Origin of the sequence: Colwellia sp. BRX9-1 (assembly GCF_014077195.1) — a bacterium.
In the GTDB taxonomy this organism is placed as follows: Bacteria; Pseudomonadota; Gammaproteobacteria; order Enterobacterales; family Alteromonadaceae; genus Colwellia_A.
This window is the reverse complement of the sequence record NZ_JACGVM010000017.1, coordinates 15229-38901: the sequence shown is the minus strand read 5'-3', so window position 1 is coordinate 38901 and position 23673 is coordinate 15229. Positions and strand designations below refer to the sequence as shown.

Here is a 23673-nt window from a genome sequence, read left to right as displayed (position 1 = left end):
ATGAGCACAAATTTTCAGTTAGGCATTACCGGTTCGTTTCCTTGTAACTACTTGCCCGACCAAGAAGAACGTTTACTGATTGCAACCGATGAACGTTTACATAACAGTGAACATTATGGTTGGTTAATGTCACAAGGCTTTAGACGCAGTGGTGATCAGATATACCGACCTCATTGTGAACTTTGCTCTGCATGCAAATCTTTGCGGGTCTTAGTTAAGGAATTTTTGTTATCTAAAAGTCAAAAACGAAATATAAAGAAAAACAACCTATTTACTATTAACATATCAACTGAAAAAAAAGCTATTTATTACCCGCTTTACGAAAATTACATCAATACTTTACATTCCGATGGCTCAATGTTCCCAGCGACAAACGATCAATACAATAGTTTTATCCGTTGTAACGTCACAGAGCAGCTCTACCTTGAAATATGGCATGATAATCAACTTATTAGTGTTGCAGTAACCGATGTACTAAAAGATGCCCTATCAGCCGTATATACGTTTTATCATCCGGATTATAATAAGCACGGCTTAGGCGTGTTTTCTATTTTGCAGCAAGTGTATTTAGCAAAAGATAGGCAGAAGAACTTTCTTTATCTGGGTTACCAAATTGATGACTGCAAAAAGATGAACTACAAGGATCGTTATTACCCACATCAAGTATTGATAGAAAACAGATGGCAAACAGTAAATAAATAACACTATAGCTTTACATTCCGGCCTGTTTTCGGCATCATCTGCCCAGATTTTTGTTTATGCACAACTTTAGAGGTTTAGCGCCCAATGGCGAAAGAAGAAAATATTGAAATGCAAGGTACGGTTCTTGATACCTTACCAAATACTATGTTCCGCGTTGAACTAGAAAATGGTCATGTTGTTACGGCACATATTTCAGGAAAAATGCGTAAGAACTACATTCGCATATTAACGGGTGATAAAGTAACGGTTGAATTGACACCGTATGATTTATCTAAAGGCCGTATTATTTTCCGTGCTAGATAATTAAGACCCTATAAAGCTAAAAGCCCTGTGAATAATATTCACAGGGCTTTTTTATTACTTTAGTTATAGATCCTTAAACCTAAAAACCAATCATTGACGATTAAGCCAGCTTTTTTAATAAGCCGTCGCTAGCATCCTCAACTAAATCTAAGACAAGCTTAAATCCCCTCGCCCCACCATAATATGGATCAGGTACTTCTCGTTCTTCAAAATTATCTGCATATTCCAAAAACAATTGAATTTTTTCATGTAAATGCTCTGGTGCTAACTTTTTTAGCTCTTTAACATTATGCTCGTCCATCGCTAAGACTAAATCAAATTTGGTAAAATCTTCAACAATAACTTTACGTGCTTTAATTTTGTCAAATGAGTAGCCACGTTCAGTACCTATCTTTTGTGCACGATGATCGGGCTTTTCACGCGCATGAGAGCCCGTTGTACCCGCAGAATCTATAATTAAAGAAATACCCTTTTCTTTAACTTTATGACGAAAGACCGCCTCTGCGCTTGGCGAACGACAAATATTGCCCATACAGACAAACAGAATGCTATTTATTTCTTTATAATTCATAAGTTTAGTTACCAATCTCCATGTATTTGACATCTGATCACTAGTGTTTTCATACTAGTAAAATCAATGACTTATGTATTGTCAGTGTATTTAACGAAACTATCTTGAGCTATTTTTATAAGAAGGTAAAGGATAATTCTCGATAGAAAGTTACTTTACGTCAAACTAAATTCAATGGCGTAATAAATCATATCAACAACACTATGACTTTTTCGTGACTGAATTGTTATCTACATCATCTTTCGCAGTTTCTTCAACTTTTGGTGTACCGTTAGCATTAAATTCAGCTATCGCTTCACCAGAAGATTCCCAATGTTCTCTTTCTTCTTCGGTTGCTTTGGGCGAGAATAGCCCAGTAAAAGCATAGAAGATCCCAATAAGTGGTGCCATCCAGCAGGCAAAAGCAAGGGGGATATACAAAAGGTTTTCTATATTGCCATCAGCAATACCAAGACCTAGCGCTGAAATTACAAATGCACCACCCGCATTCCATGGAATAAGGGGAGACATTAATGTTCCACCTTCTTCGATTCCACGTGATAGATTTAAGGTTGAATAGCCCATACCACGATAAACAGGCGAGTACATTCGTCCCGGTAAAGCAATCGATAAATAAGGGTCACCGGCAACTAGGTTAGTCGCAAAGGCAGTACCAATCGCTGCGGTTTGAATACCGGCAAAACTACTCACCTTACTTTTAATAGCATTAATAATTGACTTCAAACAACCTGTTTTTTCGAGTGCACCGCCAAAGCCTAGTGCAATTAATATCAAGGAAATGGTCCACATCATCGATTGTATGCCCCCCCTATTTAACAAGCTGTCAATTTCTTCAATCCCCGTACTTATCGAGTAGCCATTATTGGCAAAATCAAAAATTGATTGCAGACTCTGCCCCTGTACAACCATTGCCGTTGCACCACCCGCAACAACGCCAGCGAATAATGATGGCATAGGGGGATATTTTTTTATCGCTAAACCCATGACAGCCAAAGCAGGTAATAATACCCATCCTGAAATATAAAAGTTTTCGTCTAGGGTGTTAGTGATAGCGTCAATTCTTTCAAATGAAATGCTTTGAGTGTCGATGACGAAAAACCCCACCAACAAATAGATGATAAGAGCGATGAGCATAGCTGGGATGGTCGTTGCCATCATATTTTTTATATGAGAAAAAACATCGGTTCCAGTCACTGCAGGGGCCAAATTAGTTGTGTCGGAAAGTGGTGAAATTTTATCACCAAAAAAAGCACCAGAAACTACAGCGCCAGCTGTCCAATATGCAGGAATGTTAAAACCTTCGCCAATGCCCATTAAGGCCAAACCAACCGTACCGACACTGGCCCAACTAGTGCCAAGAGAAAGTGAAACAACAGCACAAATGACCATACCAGCAGCCAGAAAGATTTCAGGCGAAAGGACCTTTAAACCATAATAAATAATACTGGGTACTGTACCGCTAGCAATCCAGACCCCAATAATCATCCCAACCGTTATTAAAACAGACACTGAAGGTAAAGCGACGTGAATAACGTGAAAAATTCCTCTTTCAATATCTTTCCATTTCAGCCCTAACTTAATACCAACAATACTGGTAATGGCTAAACCAATGGCAAGAGGAATGTGTGGCTCAAAAACGCCAAAGTAAAATATTTGTGTCCCAAGAATAAGTAGCGTTAATACGACAGGCGTCAAGGCAAGTAATAAACCCGGATTGGCATTTTTTGTCCGTTTCATTTAAATACCTCATGTTTTGTTATTCATAGATTAGGTGAAGAACAGTCATCGTGATGGGTAAAGCAATAGGCCAATTTAACTTGTTACGGCTTTGAAAGCATCATTACATCGTCGATATAAAGGATAACAAAGGTAGGGTCACACATCATTCATCCTTTGAAGGCCATGCATTATTTGCTGATTTTTTTGATGTAAATTATTGATCAAATCCAGAAGATACTCTTTACTGTAATTATTGATTATCAAAGGTAAAATGGATCTTAACCACATTTCTATCTTCTCATTTACCTCTAGCATTACAGTGGTTATTGTTTCACTGTTTGCATTAGGAGCTAACGCTAGTGTTTCTATATAAACTAATAATTGTTCGTCAATATCGTCATCGAACCACATTTCAAATGTTTTAATAGGCGCCTCTATCAATGAGGTGATTAAATATTGGTTTCTGACTTTTTGCTTGTCTGTTAAATAATGTAAAAACATTCTAGCGCGCTCTTGCTCTGTCACTTTAAGACTTCTCTCATAAAACGCTAGCGTTGCGGTATTCAATGTTATTAGGTGTTCAAATACTTCACTTAACTGGTGATAACGCATAACTTTCCTTCCTATTCTAAATTTTTGTGAGCCTATTTTCGAAGAACCTAACGATCAACTTATAAATTAAACAACGCCACTTGAATTTTCTGCTTATGAATAATTTAGTCATGTAGGATTTATTTTTACAACTCAAAGTAACAAAATATCAGCCTGCTAGATGTGCGCTAGCGCACATACTTAATTGATGTAGCAGAACAAAAATCAATTTTTAGCATTATAAAAAGCCTAAAGGGAGATATGTTACTTATACCGCTAATATACACATTTAAATATAACCTAGACTACTGAGAATATAGCAATACAGGGGGTAGTAGCTTTGTAGATAAGAAAACCGTTAAGTTTTGTGTGATGGCGTACATATTTATTGTCACATTCCGTGCAAAATAATAGCCGTAACCTATAACTTAACTAATTTAACAAAACTGAACTATTGGGATTTAATATGAGCAATCAAAACGAACGCAGTATCGCGACCTTTGCGGCTTTAAAAACTTGCATAGCAAATGGAGAAACACAATCAGTAAAAGAATTATTAGCAAAGCAGCCAATACAAGCACTTGAAAAAAGCTATCTTATTGACTTAGCAAAATTAAATAACAATCCTACTATAATAAAACTCATTGAAGAAAGCCCAATAAACGAATGAATTAATTAAAAATTAACATCACAATTTAAAGAGTGCCAGATGCAAGCACCAATGCATTCAATTGAATAACTTTTTAATCAACAGGGCTAGCAAGGAACAAGAAAGGCTAATATCTATTTTATTGATTATCTAATTATATTGATAACAATGCGCCTATAGCCAGCGATGTTAAACGACACGAAACAGCTTTATGGTCTGAAATAGTCGCGCAACTTAACCTGTTACTACGTTAGAATTTAACGAAAATTTCTAGCTTAAGAATGGAAAAGGTATCGTAATATATTATCCATTTTTGTTAGCCAACGCTTATTTACCTTGGCTAACGGTAACCCTTAACAAAGTTTAATAACTTTTAATAATACTTACGGAGCTCGTTTTCATATTCTGGATCAATAAACCGCTCTTGATCGAATGGTGGATTTTCCATTATTTTCTCAGCGTTTACATTAACGGTAATATAACAGTCAGTCCAATTAACTGCCTCAATACATTTATGACTAATCAAAACCTTGCGACCACCGGGAGCCCAATTACGCGTGTCTATGACGATATACGAAATAGTCCAATTATCATCATTTAAAATGAAGTCTTTAATATGGCCAATTTTTTGATCTTTCGCGTAGATTTTAAATTTCTTAACATCATTGGTTGAATGTAAATGCCAATCTTCTGATTTTACTTGAGTATTATCCTTAGATAACTTTGTATCAACTAAGGGTTTGGGACTAGGAGAAGTTCTCCATAATCCTTCGTTCATCCAATAGTAAGCATAACCGTAGAATTGAAATAATTCAGTTTCATATTGATGAGATATTTGTTGGTGTTCCTCAAGTGGAGGACTATTTTTAATTTTTTGTTGAGTTAAATCAACAGGGAATTTGTACTGTTCCCACTGAGGTTTTTGCAGTGAGATGGTGCTGATTAATATTTTTCGTTCTCCACAGAGCCACTTTTTAGTATCAGGAACTATGTAACGTATTACCCATAATTTATCGTCAAAGAGGAAATCTTTACAAAGACCTATTTTTTTGTCGATACCTTGTAATTGAAAACGCATAAGTTCATTGAGACTTCGTAACATTGTCCTACCCTTCTATATTAATTAAGCTTTAATTTTCGAAAGTCATGGCTTATATCATACTCGGTCAGTTATTTTTCGTATGTACGTCAACACACTTAGCAGTGATATTTTCACTCCAAAACATGGAGATAATATTTATACCTGTTATGGATCAAGCACCTGAAACATGCATTTTGATTGGTAGCGGGTACATACCCTTGTTCTACTCGATATAGATATAAATCATGGTAGATTCAATCAACGTGAACTTTCTTAAAAAGAAAGTTCACTCTTAGATGATGATAGCTTTATCGTTGGAGGTCCTTATGTTTCCTGATTTGACGTCTTAATTTTCTTTGCTAGCACAATGTAGAACGCTGGCAACACGTACAGTGTTAATATAGTACCAATACCAAGCCCTGCAACAATAGTAATACCAATCGCAAAGCGCGACTGTGCGCCTGGACCCACTGCAATTAACAGCGGGATCATAGCCACAATAAGTGCCAGCGACGTCATAATAATGGGTCTCAAGCGAATCGCAGCCGCTTCAATGACCGCGTCGCGTCTATTGCGGCCTCGCTGTTGTAGAGTATTCGCAAATTCCACGATGAGAATACCATTTTTTGCGACTACACCAATCAGAGTGATCAGGCCCACTTGCGTATAAATATTCATTGAAGCAAAACCAAGCATAATAAAAGCCATAGCGCCGGCAATAGACATAGGTACAGACACCAGTATAATAAATGGATCGCGCCAACTCTCAAATTGCGCCGCCAGCACAAGGTAGATAACGAGTAACGATATAAAGAAGGTAACGATTAGTGCGCTACCAGAATTTTCGAATTGTCTAGACTCGCCCTTAAAATCGTAGCTAAAGCCGCGTGGCAAGATATCAGCAGCCTTGGCTTTCATGAAACCAACAGCATCTCCCATGGGTACTGATGGCACGGGAATACCTTCAATTGTTATCGAATTTAGCTGATTAAATTGTGTCCTTGACGAGGGTTCAACATCATGTTCGAAATTAACGACCGAGCCAAGTGGAACCAACTCGCCAGAATCAGCGCGGATGTAATAATCGTTTATTGCCAGTTCACTATCCCTAGCATAACGCTCAACCTGAGGAATAACTTCGTAAGAGCGCCCTTCCATATTAAAACGATTAATATAGCCACCACCAAGCATACTACTGAGCTCCTGACCGATTTCTTCCATCGACAAACCTAAATCTGCAGCGCGATCTCTGTCAACCTTTACCCGAGTAACAGGCTTATCGATATCGATTGATTTTTGCACGAAGGTAAAGTTGCCACTTTGCATGGCGGCAACAACCAATTCATCAGCCACCTGGTTAAGCTGATTAAAGTCACTCCCTGAAGTCACTACAAACTGAAAAGGTAAACCACCACTGGAACCAGGCAAGGAGGGGATCGGGAATAATGCTGTTTTTAAACCGGTAATATTTGCCACCGAAGACTGTAGTTGAGGCATTATGTCAAACTGCGATATATCACGTTCACTCCAGGGTTTCATTTTAAAACCGCCAAATACAGCATCGGAACTTGTCATACCCACCAGCATAAATGTCTCGTCGTAGCCTGGCACCTGCTCAAACGCTGTCTGCATTTCCGCGCCATACTTTTGCAAGTATTCAAGGGTAGCAGTCTGTGGTCCTTTGCCCTGAAATAGAATAATGCCACGATCTTCAGTGGGCGCCAGCTCTTTTTCACTTAACATGACCATAAAAAATATCGACACGAGAACAACCAATGCAAACATGATCACAGGTGACACGGCCTTAACAACGATAGTCAATGAGCGCTGATAAACGTTGGCGAGCTTTTCAAACAAGCCTTCTACAGCACTTTCAAAACGCGACGACTCTCCATGAGGTTTCAGTACCTTGCTAGCTAGCATAGGCGATAAGGTCAAGGCGATGATCCCTGAAATAACGACCGCACCTGCAAGCGTGAAAGCAAACTCAGTAAATAGCGAGCCAACTAGCCCTCCCATAAAGCCAATAGGTGCATAAACAGCAACCAGCGTGATTGTCATCGCAATAATTGGACTTGCCATTTCACGGGCGCCAATGATCGCAGCTTCCTTCTTTGACTTACCATTAACGATGTGACGATGGATATTTTCGACAATAATAATCGCATCGTCGACGACTAAACCAATGGCCAAAACAAGTGAAAGTAATGTCAGTAAATTGAGTGAGAAACCCAGTACAAGCATTATAAAGGCACCACCAATTAGCGAGAGCGGAACCGCTAGTGATGGAATGATGGCAGCGCGAAGGGAACCAAGACACAAAAACACAATAACAAGCACAATACCTATTGCCTCGATCAGCGTTTTAATGACCTCATTAATTGAATCGTCGATAAATTCTGATGCATCATAAGGCAGTTCAACCAGCAAACCAGACGGTAGTTGAGATTTAATCTCAGGTAGAAGTTCTTTTACCCGTTCTGCCACAGACAGCGGATTTGAGCCAGGAGAGAGGCTAATAGCCACGTATGTCGATGGTTTTCCTTTGTATAACGCAATGTTTTCGTAGGTTTGCGATCCAAGTTCCACCCTCGCAACATCCTTGAGACGAATAATCGTGTCTTCAGTTGATTTGATAACAAGATTCTTGAACTGTTCAGTGTTAGAAACGTCAGTGTTACTGGTAAGACTAATCTTTATTAACTCTCCTTTTGTTTGTCCAACACCAGAGAGATAATTGTTTTCGCGCAGGGTCTGAACAATCTCGGTCGAGGTAAGATTAACCGCAGCAAGTCTTTGGGGGTCTAACCAAACTCTCAGAGCAAAACGCCGTCCTAAAAGTTCAGCTTTACCCACACCCGATAGTGCCTGTAGTTTTGGCTGTACTTCACGAGCAAGATAATCGGTGATTTCTGGTACCCGCATAGTCTCACTGAAGAAAGCAATGTACATAAGCGCGCGACCTTCACCTGTTGTCGAATTAATAACAGGGTCTTGAGCGTTTACAGGTAATGCGTTCCGCTGACTAGCGACTTTAGATTGGATCTCGGCTAACGCGTCATTAGCATCGTAATTAAGTTCCATCTGTGCTTCGATAGTTGAAAACCCCTGCGTGCTCGAAGAGCTTAAGAAGTCGATGCCTTTAGCTTCGGCGATGGCCTGTTGCAAAGGTTGGGTGATAAACCCCTGAATTAGTTCGCTGCTAGCACCTGGATATGCAGTCGTAACCGTGACTTTAGTGCTTTCTAGCAAAGGATATTCGCGGATCTCCATTTCCATGATGGACCGCACACCAACCAGTAATATCAGCAAACTTACTACCGTGGATAAAACGGGCCGTTTTATGAATATGTCTGTAAAACGCATGGCTATTTTACTCCTGTGCTAACAGAAGCAGGGTCGCGTGAGGAGTCGTTCTGCTTGATTTTTACTTGCTGGCCAGCCCTGAGGCGCAAGAGGCCTGAGGCAACAATACGCTCTCCAGCTTCAAGTCCTTGCTTAACTTCTGTCATACTTCCTCGTTTAAAACCTGTTTCTAATGTTCGGCGCTCAGTAACCAGTTGACCCGCTGAATTTTCTGTTAATACATAGGCAAAGTTACCGTAGGTGTTGAATGATATTGACGTGTTTGGGATCGCTACCACCTCTCGAGGACCTTCTGCGAAGGTTCTGACAGTAGCAAACATTCCAGGTTTGAGTCCTTGTTGTAAATTAAGAAGCTGAGCACGTAATTTAACGGTGCGTGTTTCAGGTGTGACCGAACTGTTGATAGCGGTAACGGACCCCTTAAATACCTCGGAACCTTTTGCCGCAACAGTGACTTCAACAGGGTCTCCGATGTCAACACTTCGCAGCTCTTTTTCAGAAAGTGTATATTCAACAAGAATTGGGTTAAGCATATTGATTTCAACGATAGGCGTACCTACGAATAGATATTGGCCAATGTCGGCTAGACGGAGCCCGAGAACACCATTGAAAGGTGCTGTAATGACTTTTTTGCCAAGCTGAGCCTCTGCCTCTTGCACTCTTGCTCTGGCAGAATCTTCCGCAGCCTTAGCTTTATCATAGGCTAACTGTGAAACAGCTCGTTTGGAAATCAGATCGACGTTATGTTGAAACTCCTTCGATGCAAGCTGTTCCTCAGCCCTACTTTTTTTAAGTATGGCTTGCTCTATTTCGCTATTCAGGCGAATAAGGATATCACCTTTTTCAACACGCTGACCCGATTCGAATAAGACCTCAGTTACAACGCCTGGCATCTCATTAGCGATCCGAACACCATTTATAGCCCTAATACTGCCAATTGATTGAATGCTCGTTTGCCAGGTAGCCATAACAACCTCTGTGGCTTCAACAACCGCAGGTGGTCGTGGCTGCGAGAACTTCGCCTTTATTTGCTCTAGTTGATAGAACTTGTAGCTGAATACGCCACCAAGCAAAACAAGCAGTAAAACAATAGCCATTGCAAAGCGAGAAAAAGTGCCCATTCTGGTGATCCTTTTAAATAAAATAGGTGAATAACGTTGAAATATATAACGAATTTAATTTCAAAACATTGAAAGGTAATTACTCAAGCTACTTATTTGAAGCTCTTAGCATCCACGATGTTTTTTCATGAATTCGCATTCGGTCAGAGACAAGAGATACCGTTGATTCATCGTCTAATTGATGAGCCACTTTTAAAACGTCACGTGCGGTCTTTATAAGTGTTTCATGCCCAACAGTTAATACTGCAATCATTTCTGTGGCATTAGGAACACCATCCACCTCGTGGATTGAGCTTAATCTGGAAAATTCTTTATAAGTGCCTGGCGCGTCAACATCAAGCGTTCTAATACGTTCTGCAATGTCGTCTACAGCAATTGCTAATTCTGTATATTGATCCTCAAACATTAAGTGTAACTCTCTAAACCTCAACCCCGTAACATTCCAGTGAAAGTTATGTGTTTGTAAATAAAGCGTATAAGAGTCTGCTAGTAATTTTTTTAATCCTTCAGCGATTTTGCTTCTATCTTTTTCATCAATACCAATATCAATGGTGCTCATAATTACTTTTCCTTTTTTCATTAAAAAAATCAATATAGGGAGGCGATTTTTGCCGCCCCACCAAAAACATAGTGTACGACTTTATCGATTTAGGCTCTGTGCGATATCGAACCAAAAACGTTTGGCTGATGAGTATACGGGGGATAACTCTATTGGCTTTAGGTTGCCTGCCGATAGTTATTGTAGATTTATAACAATATCTAACGGCTAACAATGGATTATTAACTAATATTCTTCCTCTAAAGTCATAAGCGATGTGTTACCACCAGCAGCGGTCGTATCAATGCTAACTGATTTTTCTGTTAATAGACGCTGAATTAAATTATCCAAATATTCTGAACTGATCACCGGTAATATTGCGCCTTGACGTTCAGCTAACTTCTCACTGATATAATGTTTTCGGTCGCAATGACTATCAACAACAACACCTGACAAAGCAGGATGCGCTAACAGCGCTGATAAATGACATAACTTAGCAACTTGAAAAACATTTTCATCTTCGCCTGTTGCAACAAACTTATCTCTAAAGGCTAAAGCTTCCTGATAAAATAAATCAGAGACAACCGTAATAACGGTATTACCCGTCGCCAACGCCGTTATAATAGACATCAACAAAAACTGAAAGCTGACATTTTTATCCGCAAAGCAAATAATATTACCGCGGTTTTCTAAATACAACATATTAGACTCACCTGTTGGCCCAGGTAGAGTTAGTGGTTTATTAAGGTGTTTTTCAATACGTATTAATTGTTCACGAGCCGCTGTTAACGTAAGATTTAGGTCATCAAATAAATCATCAACAATATCAACATCAGCAATTTTGGCTAACAATTGACGCACGCAAGAAATACGTGTATTTAACTCAGTTAAACGCCAGCATTTTTCAGCGACATCGGCCTTATCCATAAGTAAAACTGCCTCTTTTTTAGCTTTTTCATCTCCCTCTAACACTTCCTCTTGTGAGGGCGATACATTAAGTTTCGCCGCATCAGGGGTAGATTTTTCTTTCACTAAGCGCGTTAAATAATTGGGACCCCCTGCTTTTGGCCCAGTACCAGAAAGACCTCGACCACCAAAAGGTTGTACACCAACAATGGCGCCAATTATATTACGGTTGATATAAACATTACCGGCACGTGACCGCTTAGCTAAATCAAAGGCACGGTGTTCAATACGTGTATGAATACCCATGGTTAAACCAAAACCTGTACCATTAATTTTATCGATAACCCCTTCTATCTCATTACCTTTAAAACGTACAATGTGCACACAAGGACCAAAGACTTCTTTTTCTAACACGCTAATATCTTCAATTTCATAAAGACGCGGGGCAAAAAAGAAATGCTCATTATTTTCTACCTCGGCAGATATTTCACATTGGTATAATAACTGACCATGTGTTTTCATATAATCGCTGTGCGCATTTAGAACGCCGAGTGCTTTTTTATCTATAACAGGCCCTACATCAGTGCTTAAGTACGCTGGATTACCGACATGTAATTCTGCTAAGGCACCCTTAAGCATAGTAATAACATTATCAGCGATGTCTTCTTGTAAAAATAATACCCGAAGCGCAGAACAGCGTTGACCTGCCGATTGAAATCCTGAAGAAATAACATCGTCAACAACTTGCTCAGGCAAGGCAGTTGAGTCAACTATCATACAATTTTGTCCACCCGTTTCAGCGATGAAAGGCACCTGATCGCCACCTCTATCAGCCAAGGTTTGTGAAATTATTGTCGCTGTGTCACTAGAGCCAGTAAAAATAACGGTTTTAATACGATCATCCGGAATAATTACACTACCCACTTTACTACCACGGGCAATAACCTCTTGTACAACGCCTTCAGGTAGTCCAACAGATTTCATCAGTTCAATGGTGCGCAGCGCAATCAAACTGGTTTGTTCAGCGGGTTTTGCCAATACAGTATTACCCGTAACAATGGCTGCAGCGATCTGCCCTAAAAATATCGCTAAAGGAAAATTCCATGGGCTGATACAGAGCACTACACCACGAGCTTCGAAACGTTCGTCTTCCGCAAGATTAATAGCTTTTTCAGCATAATAACGACAAAAATCAACCGCTTCACGTACTTCATCGATGCCATCTTGAGCTGTTTTACCCGCTTCTTTAATACATAAGGCGATAAGCTCGTCCATATGATGTTCAAGAATATCGGCAACGCGGCACAATAACGCTGCGCGTTCAGATACTGGTGTTTGTGACCATGATGAAAATGCTGTTTTAGCCAACGTTATCATTGCCAGCATTTCATCTTCGTTGTGATGACGATAAAAGCCTATTATTTCAGTTTGGTTGGCAGGATTATTAACGGCAAAAGCCCCTTTTGGAACGTTACTTTCAGAGAGTAGATGATCAGTAAACCAGCTATCTAAAAACGACTGCAAGGGTGTGATTGTATTAATATCAGCTAAATCGACGCCTTTAGAGTTATCACGACCGAGACCTTTTTCATCATGGTATAAAGCTATGGGTTTGGTGATTTGGGTGTTATATTTATCTTTTAAACGCTGCGTTTTTTCAACGGGATCTCTCAGTAAAGATTCAACAGGTTGAGTCTCATCAACAATGGCATTAACAAAAGAAGAGTTAGCACCATTTTCTAGCAAACGCCGCACTAAATAAGCTAATAGCTCTTCATGATGACCAACTGGGGCGTAGATGCGACATTGAATATTTTCACTAGAAACTATTTGATCATACAAAGAGTTCCCCATGCCATGTAAACATTGAAATTCAAAACCCTCTTTATTGCCATCAACGAGTTCAAGAATGGCGGCAACAGTGTATGCATTATGCGTAGCAAACTGTGGATAAATGGTATCTCTATAAGCTAATAATTTTTTTGCACAAGCGCGGAAAGAAACATCAGTAGAAGATTTTCGTGTAAATACAGTGAAATGCTGATGACCTTCTTTTTGAGCCTTTTTAATTTCAGTATCCCAATAAGCTCCTTTTACTAGGCGGACCATCATTTTTCGGTCAACTCGCACCGTTAATTCACGTAACCAATCAACGACAAAAATAGCCCGCTTTTGATAAGCTTGTAATGCCATACCAAAGCCAGTCCAATTTGCTAAATCACTATCACTAAAAACCGCTTCAATAATATCAAGTGATATATCTAAACGTTCAGACTCTTCTGCATCAACGGTTAAACCAATATTGTAGCTTTTAGCTTGTAAACAGAGCGCCTTAAGTTTTGGCACAATTTCAGCCATAACGCGTTCTTTGTGGTTAAATTCATAACGAGGGTGAATAGCAGAAAGTTTCACTGAAATACCAGGAACTTTACGAGGATCATCTTTACCCGTAGCACGCGCTACATTCCCAATCGTGTCTATTGCCTCTTGATAAGCTTTAAAATACTTATCAGCATCATTCATCGTACGGGCACCTTCACCGAGCATGTCAAATGAATAGACATAGCCTTGCTGCTCTTTATCGGCAGCACGCTCAGTTGCGGCAATGATTGTATCGCCCATCACAAACTGCTTACCCATAATTTTCATGGCGTAGTTCATTGATTTACGAATAACAGGTTCACCTAAACGACCGACAATCTTTTTCAATAAACCAAAGCTTTCCTTTTTGCGTTTATCGGCATAATTAACCATAGTGCCGGTAATTAACAAGCCCCATGACGAGGCATTAACGAACAATGAATCGCTGCTGCCTAAATGACTGTTCCATTGCCCTTGAGAAATTTTGTCACGAATTAAAGCATCTTGAGTATGTTTGTCTGGTACTCGTAACAAGGCTTCGGCCAAACACATTAAGACCACACCTTCTTCACTTGATAGGGTGTATTCTTTTAATAAGGCGTCTATTGCACCATTACCTGACTCGACTTTACGAATTTGAACAGCCATTTTACGCGCTCTTTCCCACGCTCGACTTCTGGCACCAACATTTACTTCTGCCAATGGTAAGATATGATCTACCGCGATTTTTTCATCGATACGGTAAAACTCACGAAGTTTTTGACGAAGAGGACAGTCTGTATTAAACGAACCATTGAAAAGCATATAGTTATCCTTAAAAAATTATTAAATAGTCTTTTGTAATCACTTAAGTGATTACAATTTAATTTATGCTACGAATGCTTTGTTAGCTCTTTGTCAATCATCGCCGACAAGATACGTAACAAAGTCTGTCCTTTTAATTTAAAAACTCTTTAGCTTTAGCAATCGAATAATTTACTGCTTGTGACAGTTCAAGTTTGGGCGGCATAACCAATTCATTTGGATCGACATGGACATCAAGCACACAGGCCTCAGTACTAGTAAATGCCTCTTTCAATGCGTCGACTAGCATTTCAGGGCGTTCTACACTCCAACCCTCACCACCACATAATCGAGCAAATTCAGCAAAATCTGGATTTTTTAATGCCGTTTTATAATTGGGGTAACCGCTGCTTTCTTGTTCGAGTTGAATTAGTCCCAATTTGGCATTGTTAAAAATAATAACCTTTATCGGTAATTTCCGGTTGACCACGGTAATAAATTCTTGCATTAACATGCTAAAACCACCATCCCCGATAAGTACTATTACCTGCCGGTCAGGAAATTTTAATTGTGCGCCTATCGCGCCAGCCATGCTAAATGCCATCGTGGCCAAGTTACCTGAAAGGGTAAATAGTTGGTGTTCAGTTACGGGTAAATGACGTGCGGCCCACGCAGTAACCGTGCCAGTATCACAAAGAAAAATCGCATCTTTGTTGGCAAGCTCGCCGATTGTTCGTGCTAGAAACTGCGGTTTTATTGGCGCTACTTGCGAGCTTTCTTTTTCGCCTTGTTCTCTTGACCATTTCATTTTCTGGTGACGACATTCATCAAGAAAATTTTTGTCATCTTTTTGGGGTAAATCAATAATTAATTGCTCTAGCACCTCACTTACCTCTCCAACTATCGATACATCGACAGGGCAACGTCGACCTATGTGTCGAATATCCTTGTCCACTTGAATGACTTTCGCTTTTCCAGGGTAATATTCTTTGTAGGGAAAGTCAGTACCGAGCATAATAAGTAAATCACAATTATTTATTGCCTCAATTGATGGTCGCGTACCAAGTAAGCCAAGTCCTCCTAAGGAATATTCATGCTCATCTGGCAGTAATACTTTTGCTTTTAATGTTCTAATAAGTGGTGCATTGCATTTTTTCAACAAAGTAAGTAGCTGTTGACGCGCTGGAATAGCCCCTACACCCGCAAGAACTACAATTTTATTAGCTTGCTGAATTAGGCTAAGTGTATTGTTTAATGCTGATGCTAAAGGTTTTGTACTACCCGTTTCATTGCCCGCGATTGGATGACAAGTAATACCTCCTTCTATTTGCTCCGTGGCCACATCTACAGGTAAGGCAATATGAGCAACTCCGCTTTCATTAATCGCACTATTACACGCTTGCTGGATGATTTCAGGGACACGATCAGCAGCAAACAAGGTTTGATTAAACACAGCGACATCAGAAAAAAGAGCGGATGAATTGATTTCTTGATGTGAGTTATTACCTATTTCAGAACGCGGTAACTGCCCCGTTATCGCTAGGACAGGTGCATGGTCGAGCTTAGCGTCGTACAAGCCATTGAGTAAATGTATGGCTCCACCTCCAGCAGTACCGACACAAACGGCAAGTTTACCGGTTAATTTTGCTTGGGCTGATGCGGCAAACGCCCCACTTTCTTCATGACGGACCTGTATGAATTCTATCTTTCCATTGCGGCGTATAGCATCCATCAAATCATTAATCGCATCACCTGGAATACCAAAGACATGGCGGACACCATATTTGTAAAGTGTCTCTACAATGTGGTCGACAACTTTACGTTTTTTGATTGTAGACATGTATTCCCCTTTCAATTTCAATTTCAATTTCAAATAAGTTCATCGATATTTACTTTAATTGTGCACAACGCTCAAAGCGTTATGAATTTATCTATTATATTTACTCACTGTTAACGACTTTCATCAGGCTCAATTGATTCATGAACATTATTTACTGCTGAAACTCCCGGAGTAAATAGTTGTCTGATGCTGTTCAACATCGTGTTATGCCTCCAATGCTCTGCTCGCACTAAACTTACTTTCAATAAAGCAATGTCTGGGTTATCCAATCCATCTTGAATCCACGTTTCATAACGTGACTCCCATAATTTAATCAACATAGCTTCACTTTTAATTACCTGAGTGATCCCAGATACCGAAATAAAATTGTTATCTTCTTTGATAAAACTAAGATTGACGAAGCTGTTTTCAGTCAATTCACCAATCAACTCTGAAGATAGCGTTGTAAAAAAGAAGAGTTCTCCTTCAGCACTAACTTCAACGGTTTCCATCGGTCGACTTTTCATTATTCCATCAGCAGACCTAGAAACGAGCATTGCTACATCACCTATATTAATGAGCTTTTGAATATGTGAGATATCTCTCTGTAAATGCTTTTCACTTTGCATGCTAATTTTCTCCGATTAAATGTATTCAACGGTGTTATCTGTTTTTAGATACGGCTAAGATAGTTAACATAAAAACAGTTATATTTGATTTATTAAGCTAAATCTAAAAATATTATACGGTGACAAGGGAGGTCGCTCTGTACGTTAGCGTACTGTCTAAAAAATGGCTTTTACCTAAACGGCTTAAAACTAATGCTGGCAAGTTGAAACAGAGGGTTTTTAAGGTGGTCTTAGCGCTGATTAACAGACTAAAAATAGTGTAAAATACTGTTTGAGGTTATAATAAATGTCTTTACTAATGCTTATTTAAAACAAACGAATAGCTAAAGTGGTCTAGTTTAACCTATTGGTATAATTACCTTTCATCAGCTGATAACACTCACAAGCTTCCCTCTCTAAGCCCTTACGATTAAGTATCTGAATGGTACCTCGTGTATAGCTAATTAACTTTTTATCTTTTAATAAGCAAGCGGCTACTGTTATCCCGCTTCTTCGAACACCAAGCATATCAGCAAGAAATTGATGTGTTAGGTTTAAATGAGTAGAATGTGCCCTATCATCAGTCATGAGTAACCAACGAGCAAGACGAGATACTATGGGATGAAATCGCATGCAGACTAATGATTGAGAACCTTGCACAAACAAAATATAAAGGTAATCATTCAACCTTTTTAACAGTAATGGAAAGTTTTTCAGTTGATACTGAAATTGCTTAACAGATAAGCGCAGCGCCGTTCCAGACCCCTGAACAACAGCTCTATCAGGAGCCGATTGTACCCCTGAAATATTGGAAATACCCAACATACCTTCATTACCAATAATACACAATTCAAGCGGTGGGTGTCTTGTTCCTGTAGTGACCAGTGAAATATACCCTGTTAAAGGATAAAATATGTAGTCAATGCCTTGCCCGCGCTCATGCAATATATCACCGGAGGTTAAATGGACTTGCTCGCATTGCGCTACAATAGTTTTTCTGAGTTTACTTGGTAGCCCATCTAACAGCTCATTGGTGACTTCTTGCTTTTCTTTTGATCGCATATGTTTGCTCTCTGATACAGAAAAATGATATTGCCTTAAATAATTAAAATTTAATTTATAGCAGCAATAGTCAAGTGTAAGCGATATAAAATAGAGGATCTGTGCGCTGGCAAACATTACTCACTTATATGATGACTTTATAACTTACATATTTAAAATGATTAGTTCACTAAGCAATTGCGGTGTCTATAATGTCGGGAGGTTTTCTTCAATGCCAGCGCTAAAGTCTTAACGTTTTGATGCGGATATTGCAGGAAAATTTTTGATAAAAGTCAATGGCGTGACCGCCTTATTTAGCGCAATAGCTGATATTGTGCTAAATATCTAAGCTGATTAAAAACTGAGCTTTAATACTGATAAAAATCATCAATTTATAAAGATAAAAGACAGTATTACTCATTGAAACAAATAACCTTGATTAAAGATTAATAACGTTTTTTGATTGATAGTAAACTTTTTCGTTTTCATGAGGGAGCAATCGGTCGGTTTCTTTTTTTACAACCGCGTAGCATTCACAACTTAAGCTTTCAAGTTTCTGCCTATTTAATACGGTAATATGACCGCGATGATAATCAATGACACCCAACTTCTGCAGTTTTCCCGCAGCTTCGGTCACACCTTCTCGGCGAACCCCTAACATATTACCAATAAGTTCTTGAGTCATCACTAGGGTATTATCGGGTAAACGGTCAAGCGACAGTAAAAGAAAACGGCATAATTGCTGATCAATCGTATGGTGGCGATTACATACTGCAGTCTGTGACATTTGAGTAATAAGGGATTGGGTATAACGAAGCATTACACCTAACAATTTTCCATGTCGATGGAATTCTTCGGTTAAGCATTTTCCTTTAAGCCGATAAGCATAACCTGCACTTTGAACCACAGCTCGGCTAGACGTACTTTCTCCGCCCATAAACAACGCAATACCAACAACGCCTTCGTTACCGACCACAGAAATTTCTGCCGAAGCGCCACTCTCCATTACGTATAATAAAGAAACAATAGAGTCAACGGGAAAGTATACATTAGCGAGCTTATCACCGGCTTCGTACATAACCTCGCCTAACTCTAGCTTTACTAATTCAACAAAAGGAAAAAGTCGTTCTTTTACTTCATCAGGCAAGACAGCTAGTAAGTGATTTTGTAAGGGGGAAATTTGGGTGTCGATTATTTTTTGCATCGTGAGGCGTCCCTTCTTAAGAATTAAATCAAGCTACTAGATATTATTATACCTTAACAAAAACAATCTCGCTGTTCGGTTCGATACCGTACACAACACTCTTTTTAGATGATCATTTTTATTTTAGGTGATGATCATTTTTATTTTAGGTAATTAAAGTATATATCGCACTAATCAACATTTAGACCACCTAAAGTAGATGCGCTTACATTCAGATAACAACATAACAAACAACAATAACATTTAAAGACAAAAACTTAAACTTTCCACTACTGTAAAGTCTAACGAAGAAATAGCCTACTGCTCTAGTGGCTTTCGCATAAAAAATAGTACGATAATTATTAGGTTATGTGTGACAGCGTACAGATATATCTTTACGTAAAGTACAAGGTAGTATTTAGAGCTTAGCGTTATAAAATTTTATTCATTAATGGAATGGACAAGACCATAAAAGTTTTACTTCAGTAAAAGAAGTAGCACCCTTTAAAACAGGTAAAACAGGTAAAACAACAAGTTAATGCTTTGCCAGCCACCAATAAAACCCTTATCATTTAATAGAGGAAAACGTTATGTATAAACATATTTTATTTGCCACAGAACTCCATGACTCAAAAAGCTATATTGAAGATAAAGTCGCGCAATTACAACAGTTCACCGACGCTAAACTTAGTATTATTCATGTGGTAGAGCCGATACCTAATTATGGTGGAGCACTCGGTGTTGTTCCGAGTCCAGACCCAGTTGGCAGTTTTGGTAATACAGAAAAACGAAAAGAACAAGCCAAAGAGATACTTCAACCATTAGCTAAAAGGCTAAATATCACCGAACAACACTTGTTTATATCGGTTGGATATATTAGCGAAGAAATATTGGCTTTCGCAGAGCACGAAAATGTCGATTTAATTATAACCGGTAGCCATGGCGTACATGGTTTACGCTTATTATTAGGGTCTACCGCAAATGCCATTTTACACGGCGCAAAATGTGATGTATTGGCAGTGCGTTATAAAGAGCAATAAGCATTGATTTAAGCAATAAATACATTGCTTTGAATATTATGATGGTAACGAACCTGCTGTGAACGAGCCAATCAATTAAGTCGGCAATTAATATAATATCGTTAATTATCTATCGGTTGCAGCTAGACTTACCTTTCCATAACAGGTTTTTATCGAGGGTCGTATCACTAATTTATCCTGTCTTATCAAATCGACCTATCATGATAAATTATTTGACTCGAGTCTCATTTATAATAAACACCCTACTGATTGTTATATAACTATACATGTTACCAGCCCTTTATTTTGGCTACCACATTATGTTTTCGTCTATGTATGCTAGGGTATATTTACTACGTTTATCATAATGCGTATACCAATCAGATTAATACTTTTAATGGAGATAACGACAATGGCCAACTCTATACAACGTTTAAAGCAACTTGAAATTAATGGTGAAATTTGTCACTACCACAGTTTTGATGGTTTAGCGGATAAGTATGACCTTTCACGTTTGCCTTTTGCCGCTAAAATTCTTTTAGAAAACTTATTACGACATGCAGATAGTGATTTTGTCCAACAAGGGGATATTGAAACCTTAGCCAATTGGGATGTAGACAACTGGCAGGATACTGAAATTGCCTTTGTACCTGCTCGCGTAATTTTGCAAGACTTTACTGGGGTACCCGCCGTAGTTGATTTAGCGGCTATGCGAGATGCGATAGTAAAAATGGGTGGAAAAGCCGAAAAAATAAACCCATTAAATCCAGTCGAATTGGTCATTGACCATTCAGTTATGGTCGATGTGTTTGGTCAAGCTGATGCGATGGAAAAAAACACCGCAATTGAGTTTCAACGTAATCGTGAACGTTATCAGTTTTTACGCTGGGGTCAGCAAAGTTTTGATAATTTTAAAGTGGTACCACCGGGCCGTGGTATTGTACATCAGGTAAATCTCGAATATTTAGCCCGCGTAGTATTCAAAAAGCCCGACGAGAATAATTTACTTTACCCAGATACCTTGGTTGGCACCGATTCACATACCACCATGATTAATGGCTTAGGTGTGTTAGGTTGGGGAGTCGGCGGTATCGAAGCTGAAGCGGCGATGCTGGGACAACCCGTGACCATGTTAATACCTGAGATTGTTGGTTTTGAATTAACGGGGAAATTACCTGCAGGAACTACAGCGACTGACTTAGTCTTAACGGTAACCGAACAATTACGTGCTGCAGGTGTGGTAGGTAAGTTTGTCGAGTTCTTTGGTACTGGGGTGAATGAGCTGACCTTGGCCGACCGAGCAACCATAGCCAATATGGCGCCAGAATATGGGGCAACGTGTGGAATTTTCCCCATCGATCATCAAACTACCGATTATCTGCAATTAACCGGGCGTGACAGTGAGCACATTGAACGCGTAGAGTCCTATTTAAAAACGATGGATATGTGGGGAACGCAATCTCAACAGCATGCTGTTTATCATAGCCGATTATCATTAAAATTAGATGAAGTAGTGCCTTCTATTGCTGGTCCTAAACGTCCTCAAGACAGAATTTCACTTGACCGTGCCGGTCTGGCGTATCGTGACTGGTTAGCTTTACAACACGGTATAAAACAAACAGTCTCGAGCGATAGTGAAAGTGGCTTTGAAAGTGAAGGCGGACAACCTTCGGTACTATTACCTGCTAGTAATGAAGATTCAGGCGTTCCCTGTCAGTATGCTGATGAAGACTTTGTATTAAAACACGGATCCGTCGTTATAGCGGCAATTACCAGTTGCACTAATACCTCAAATCCATCGGTATTAATTGCCGCTGGACTATTAGCCAGAAATGCCCGGTTGCGAGGATTAACGGTTAAACCTTGGGTAAAAACCAGTTTTGCACCTGGTTCACAAGTGGTCACTGATTATCTGCTTAAATCTGGCTTAAATGAAGATTTAGATGCCCTTGGTTTTCAGTTAGTCGGATACGGATGTACTACCTGTATTGGTAACTCCGGCCCTTTACCTACCGAAATTAGCGACGCTATTCATCAAGGCGATTTATCTGTTACCTCTGTTTTATCGGGTAATCGTAACTTTGAAGGTCGTATTCATCCAGAAGTCCAAGCTAATTATTTAGCCTCTCCTCCTTTGGTCGTTGCTTATGCTTTAGCGGGTAATATGAAGATAGATATTACCACGGGTTCACTAGGTGATGACCCTACAGGTAAACCGGTTTATTTACATGACATCTGGCCAGATAGTCAGGAAATTAAACAAGTTATCGAAAAAGTTATCGACAGTTCAATGTTTATTTCCCGATATGAAGATGTTTATAGCGGTAATAAAGACTGGCAAGCGCTGGATATAGTACAAAGCCAAAAATATGATTGGCCAGCTTCTACCTACGTTAAACTGCCACCATTTTTTAATAATATTAGCGCAAAAATACCAACTATTAAGCCAATTAAAAATGCTCGATGTTTATTAAAACTGGGTGATAGTGTCACTACTGACCATATATCTCCTGCCGGTTCGATTGCGCTAGATAGCCCCGCGGCTGAATATTTAAAAAGTGAAGGAGTCTCTCCCAAAGACTTTAATTCTTATGGCTCTAGACGCGGTAATCATGAAGTGATGATGCGCGGTACTTTTGCCAATGTTCGTTTACGTAATTTATTAGCACCCGGCACTGAGGGCTGTTGGACGACACTGATGCCATCAGGTGAAAAAATGAGTGTTTTTGATGCGGCGATGCAATATCAACAACAAAACATTGCTTCGATTGTTTTAGCTGGAAAAGAGTATGGTACGGGCAGTTCTCGTGATTGGGCCGCCAAAGGGCCAGCTTTATTAGGCGTTAAAGCGGTTATTGCACAGAGTTACGAACGTATTCATCGCTCTAATTTAGTCGGCATGGGGATATTACCACTGCAATTTATGCCAGATGATAATGCCGAGTCACTAAAGCTAACCGGTGAAGAGCAATTCAGTATTCCTGCCGTGAGTATTGGGCAGAAAACGGTGACAGTATCTGTTAAAAATGAAGAGGGTAATGAACGTTCCTTTGAAGTAAAAATTCGTATTGATACACCCAACGAATTCAAATACTACCAACATGGTGGCATATTACATTATGTGCTACGAAATTTAGCGTCGACAGACTAATGTTGTTACCCTTCTTAATTAATTTTGAAGGGTAAATTTTTTAGCATAATGTATAAACAGGTCATATTGTTGAACTGTTTATTATTCATTGTTGTAGAGGTTAACATTCAACTGTAGATTTTAAATGTAAATGCCTGAACCCTAGTCAATATTAACGATAC

Annotated in this window: 17 protein-coding genes; 5 read left to right on the top strand and 12 right to left on the bottom strand. The window is 39.3% G+C overall.

The genetic code is table 11. From position 1 onward, the window contains the following. Positions 1-702 carry an arginyltransferase gene (locus H4J76_RS14850; protein WP_070373536.1) on the top strand — a complete coding sequence of 234 codons (702 nt, stop codon included), beginning with the start codon at positions 1-3 and terminating at the stop codon, positions 700-702. An 84-nt stretch (positions 703-786) separates the two neighbouring features. Next, the gene (gene infA, locus H4J76_RS14845) at positions 787-1005 is read left to right on the top strand and encodes a translation initiation factor IF-1 (RefSeq protein WP_011043571.1); all 219 of its coding nucleotides are present in this window, start codon (positions 787-789) and stop codon (positions 1003-1005) included. Positions 1006-1105: 100 nt separating this feature from the next. On the opposite strand, the gene H4J76_RS14840 is transcribed toward infA, so the two are convergent. From H4J76_RS14840 to H4J76_RS14830, 3 genes are all read right to left on the bottom strand, one after another. Continuing rightward, the gene (locus tag H4J76_RS14840; protein WP_070373535.1) at positions 1106-1576 is read right to left on the bottom strand and encodes a low molecular weight protein-tyrosine-phosphatase; all 471 of its coding nucleotides are present in this window, start codon (positions 1574-1576) and stop codon (positions 1106-1108) included. Positions 1577-1777: 201 nt separating this feature from the next. Continuing rightward, complete coding sequence (nhaC, locus tag H4J76_RS14835; protein WP_182230891.1) at positions 1778-3313, bottom strand: Na+/H+ antiporter NhaC; 1536 nt, start codon at positions 3311-3313, stop codon at positions 1778-1780. Between the two features lie 138 nt (positions 3314-3451). Further along, the gene (locus tag H4J76_RS14830) at positions 3452-3907 is read right to left on the bottom strand and encodes a hypothetical protein (RefSeq protein ID WP_182215228.1); all 456 of its coding nucleotides are present in this window, start codon (positions 3905-3907) and stop codon (positions 3452-3454) included. 445 nt (positions 3908-4352) lie between these two features. Between H4J76_RS14830 and H4J76_RS14825 the strand changes: the two genes are divergently transcribed. Further along, positions 4353-4556 carry a hypothetical protein gene (locus tag H4J76_RS14825; protein ID WP_182230890.1) on the top strand — a complete coding sequence of 68 codons (204 nt, stop codon included), beginning with the start codon at positions 4353-4355 and terminating at the stop codon, positions 4554-4556. Positions 4557-4908: 352 nt separating this feature from the next. Here the strand turns inward: H4J76_RS14825 and H4J76_RS14820 are convergent, their stop codons facing one another. The 9 genes from H4J76_RS14820 to H4J76_RS14780 form a co-directional block, all read right to left on the bottom strand. Further along, positions 4909-5637: a PRC-barrel domain-containing protein gene (locus H4J76_RS14820; protein ID WP_182230889.1), complete on the bottom strand. Its 729-nt coding sequence runs from the start codon at positions 5635-5637 to the stop codon at positions 4909-4911. 303 nt (positions 5638-5940) lie between these two features. After that, on the bottom strand, positions 5941-8982 hold the full coding sequence (locus H4J76_RS14815) for an efflux RND transporter permease subunit (protein ID WP_182230888.1): 3042 nt from the start codon (positions 8980-8982) through the stop codon (positions 5941-5943). A gap of 2 nt (positions 8983-8984) precedes the next feature. Next, positions 8985-10103, bottom strand: coding sequence for an efflux RND transporter periplasmic adaptor subunit (locus tag H4J76_RS14810; protein ID WP_182230887.1), 1119 nt, complete (start codon positions 10101-10103; stop codon positions 8985-8987). Positions 10104-10191: 88 nt separating this feature from the next. Next, a complete protein-coding gene (locus H4J76_RS14805; protein WP_182230886.1) occupies positions 10192-10662 on the bottom strand; it encodes a Dps family protein in 471 nt (156 codons plus the stop codon). Positions 10663-10887: 225 nt separating this feature from the next. Next, positions 10888-14712, bottom strand: a complete 3825-nt coding sequence (gene putA / locus H4J76_RS14800; RefSeq protein WP_182230885.1) for a bifunctional proline dehydrogenase/L-glutamate gamma-semialdehyde dehydrogenase PutA — start codon at positions 14710-14712, stop codon at positions 10888-10890. A gap of 133 nt (positions 14713-14845) precedes the next feature. Next, positions 14846-16531, bottom strand: coding sequence for a thiamine pyrophosphate-dependent enzyme (locus H4J76_RS14795; RefSeq protein WP_182230884.1), 1686 nt, complete (start codon positions 16529-16531; stop codon positions 14846-14848). A 110-nt stretch (positions 16532-16641) separates the two neighbouring features. Beyond that, positions 16642-17139 carry a pyridoxamine 5'-phosphate oxidase family protein gene (locus H4J76_RS14790; protein WP_182230883.1) on the bottom strand — a complete coding sequence of 166 codons (498 nt, stop codon included), beginning with the start codon at positions 17137-17139 and terminating at the stop codon, positions 16642-16644. Between the two features lie 333 nt (positions 17140-17472). Next, complete coding sequence (locus tag H4J76_RS14785) at positions 17473-18180, bottom strand: Crp/Fnr family transcriptional regulator (protein WP_182215242.1); 708 nt, start codon at positions 18178-18180, stop codon at positions 17473-17475. 418 nt (positions 18181-18598) lie between these two features. Further along, positions 18599-19363: a Crp/Fnr family transcriptional regulator gene (locus H4J76_RS14780; protein ID WP_182230882.1), complete on the bottom strand. Its 765-nt coding sequence runs from the start codon at positions 19361-19363 to the stop codon at positions 18599-18601. A 569-nt stretch (positions 19364-19932) separates the two neighbouring features. On the opposite strand from H4J76_RS14780, the gene H4J76_RS14775 reads away from it, so the two are divergent. Together H4J76_RS14775 and acnA are read left to right on the top strand one after the other, a co-directional pair. After that, positions 19933-20382 (top strand): universal stress protein, encoded by a 450-nt coding sequence (locus H4J76_RS14775; protein WP_182230881.1) that lies wholly within the window; start codon positions 19933-19935, stop codon positions 20380-20382. Positions 20383-20773: 391 nt separating this feature from the next. Then, entirely contained in the window at positions 20774-23512 is a 2739-nt protein-coding gene (gene acnA, locus H4J76_RS14770) for an aconitate hydratase AcnA (protein WP_182230880.1), read from the top strand. Positions 23513-23673 lie beyond the last annotated feature (161 nt).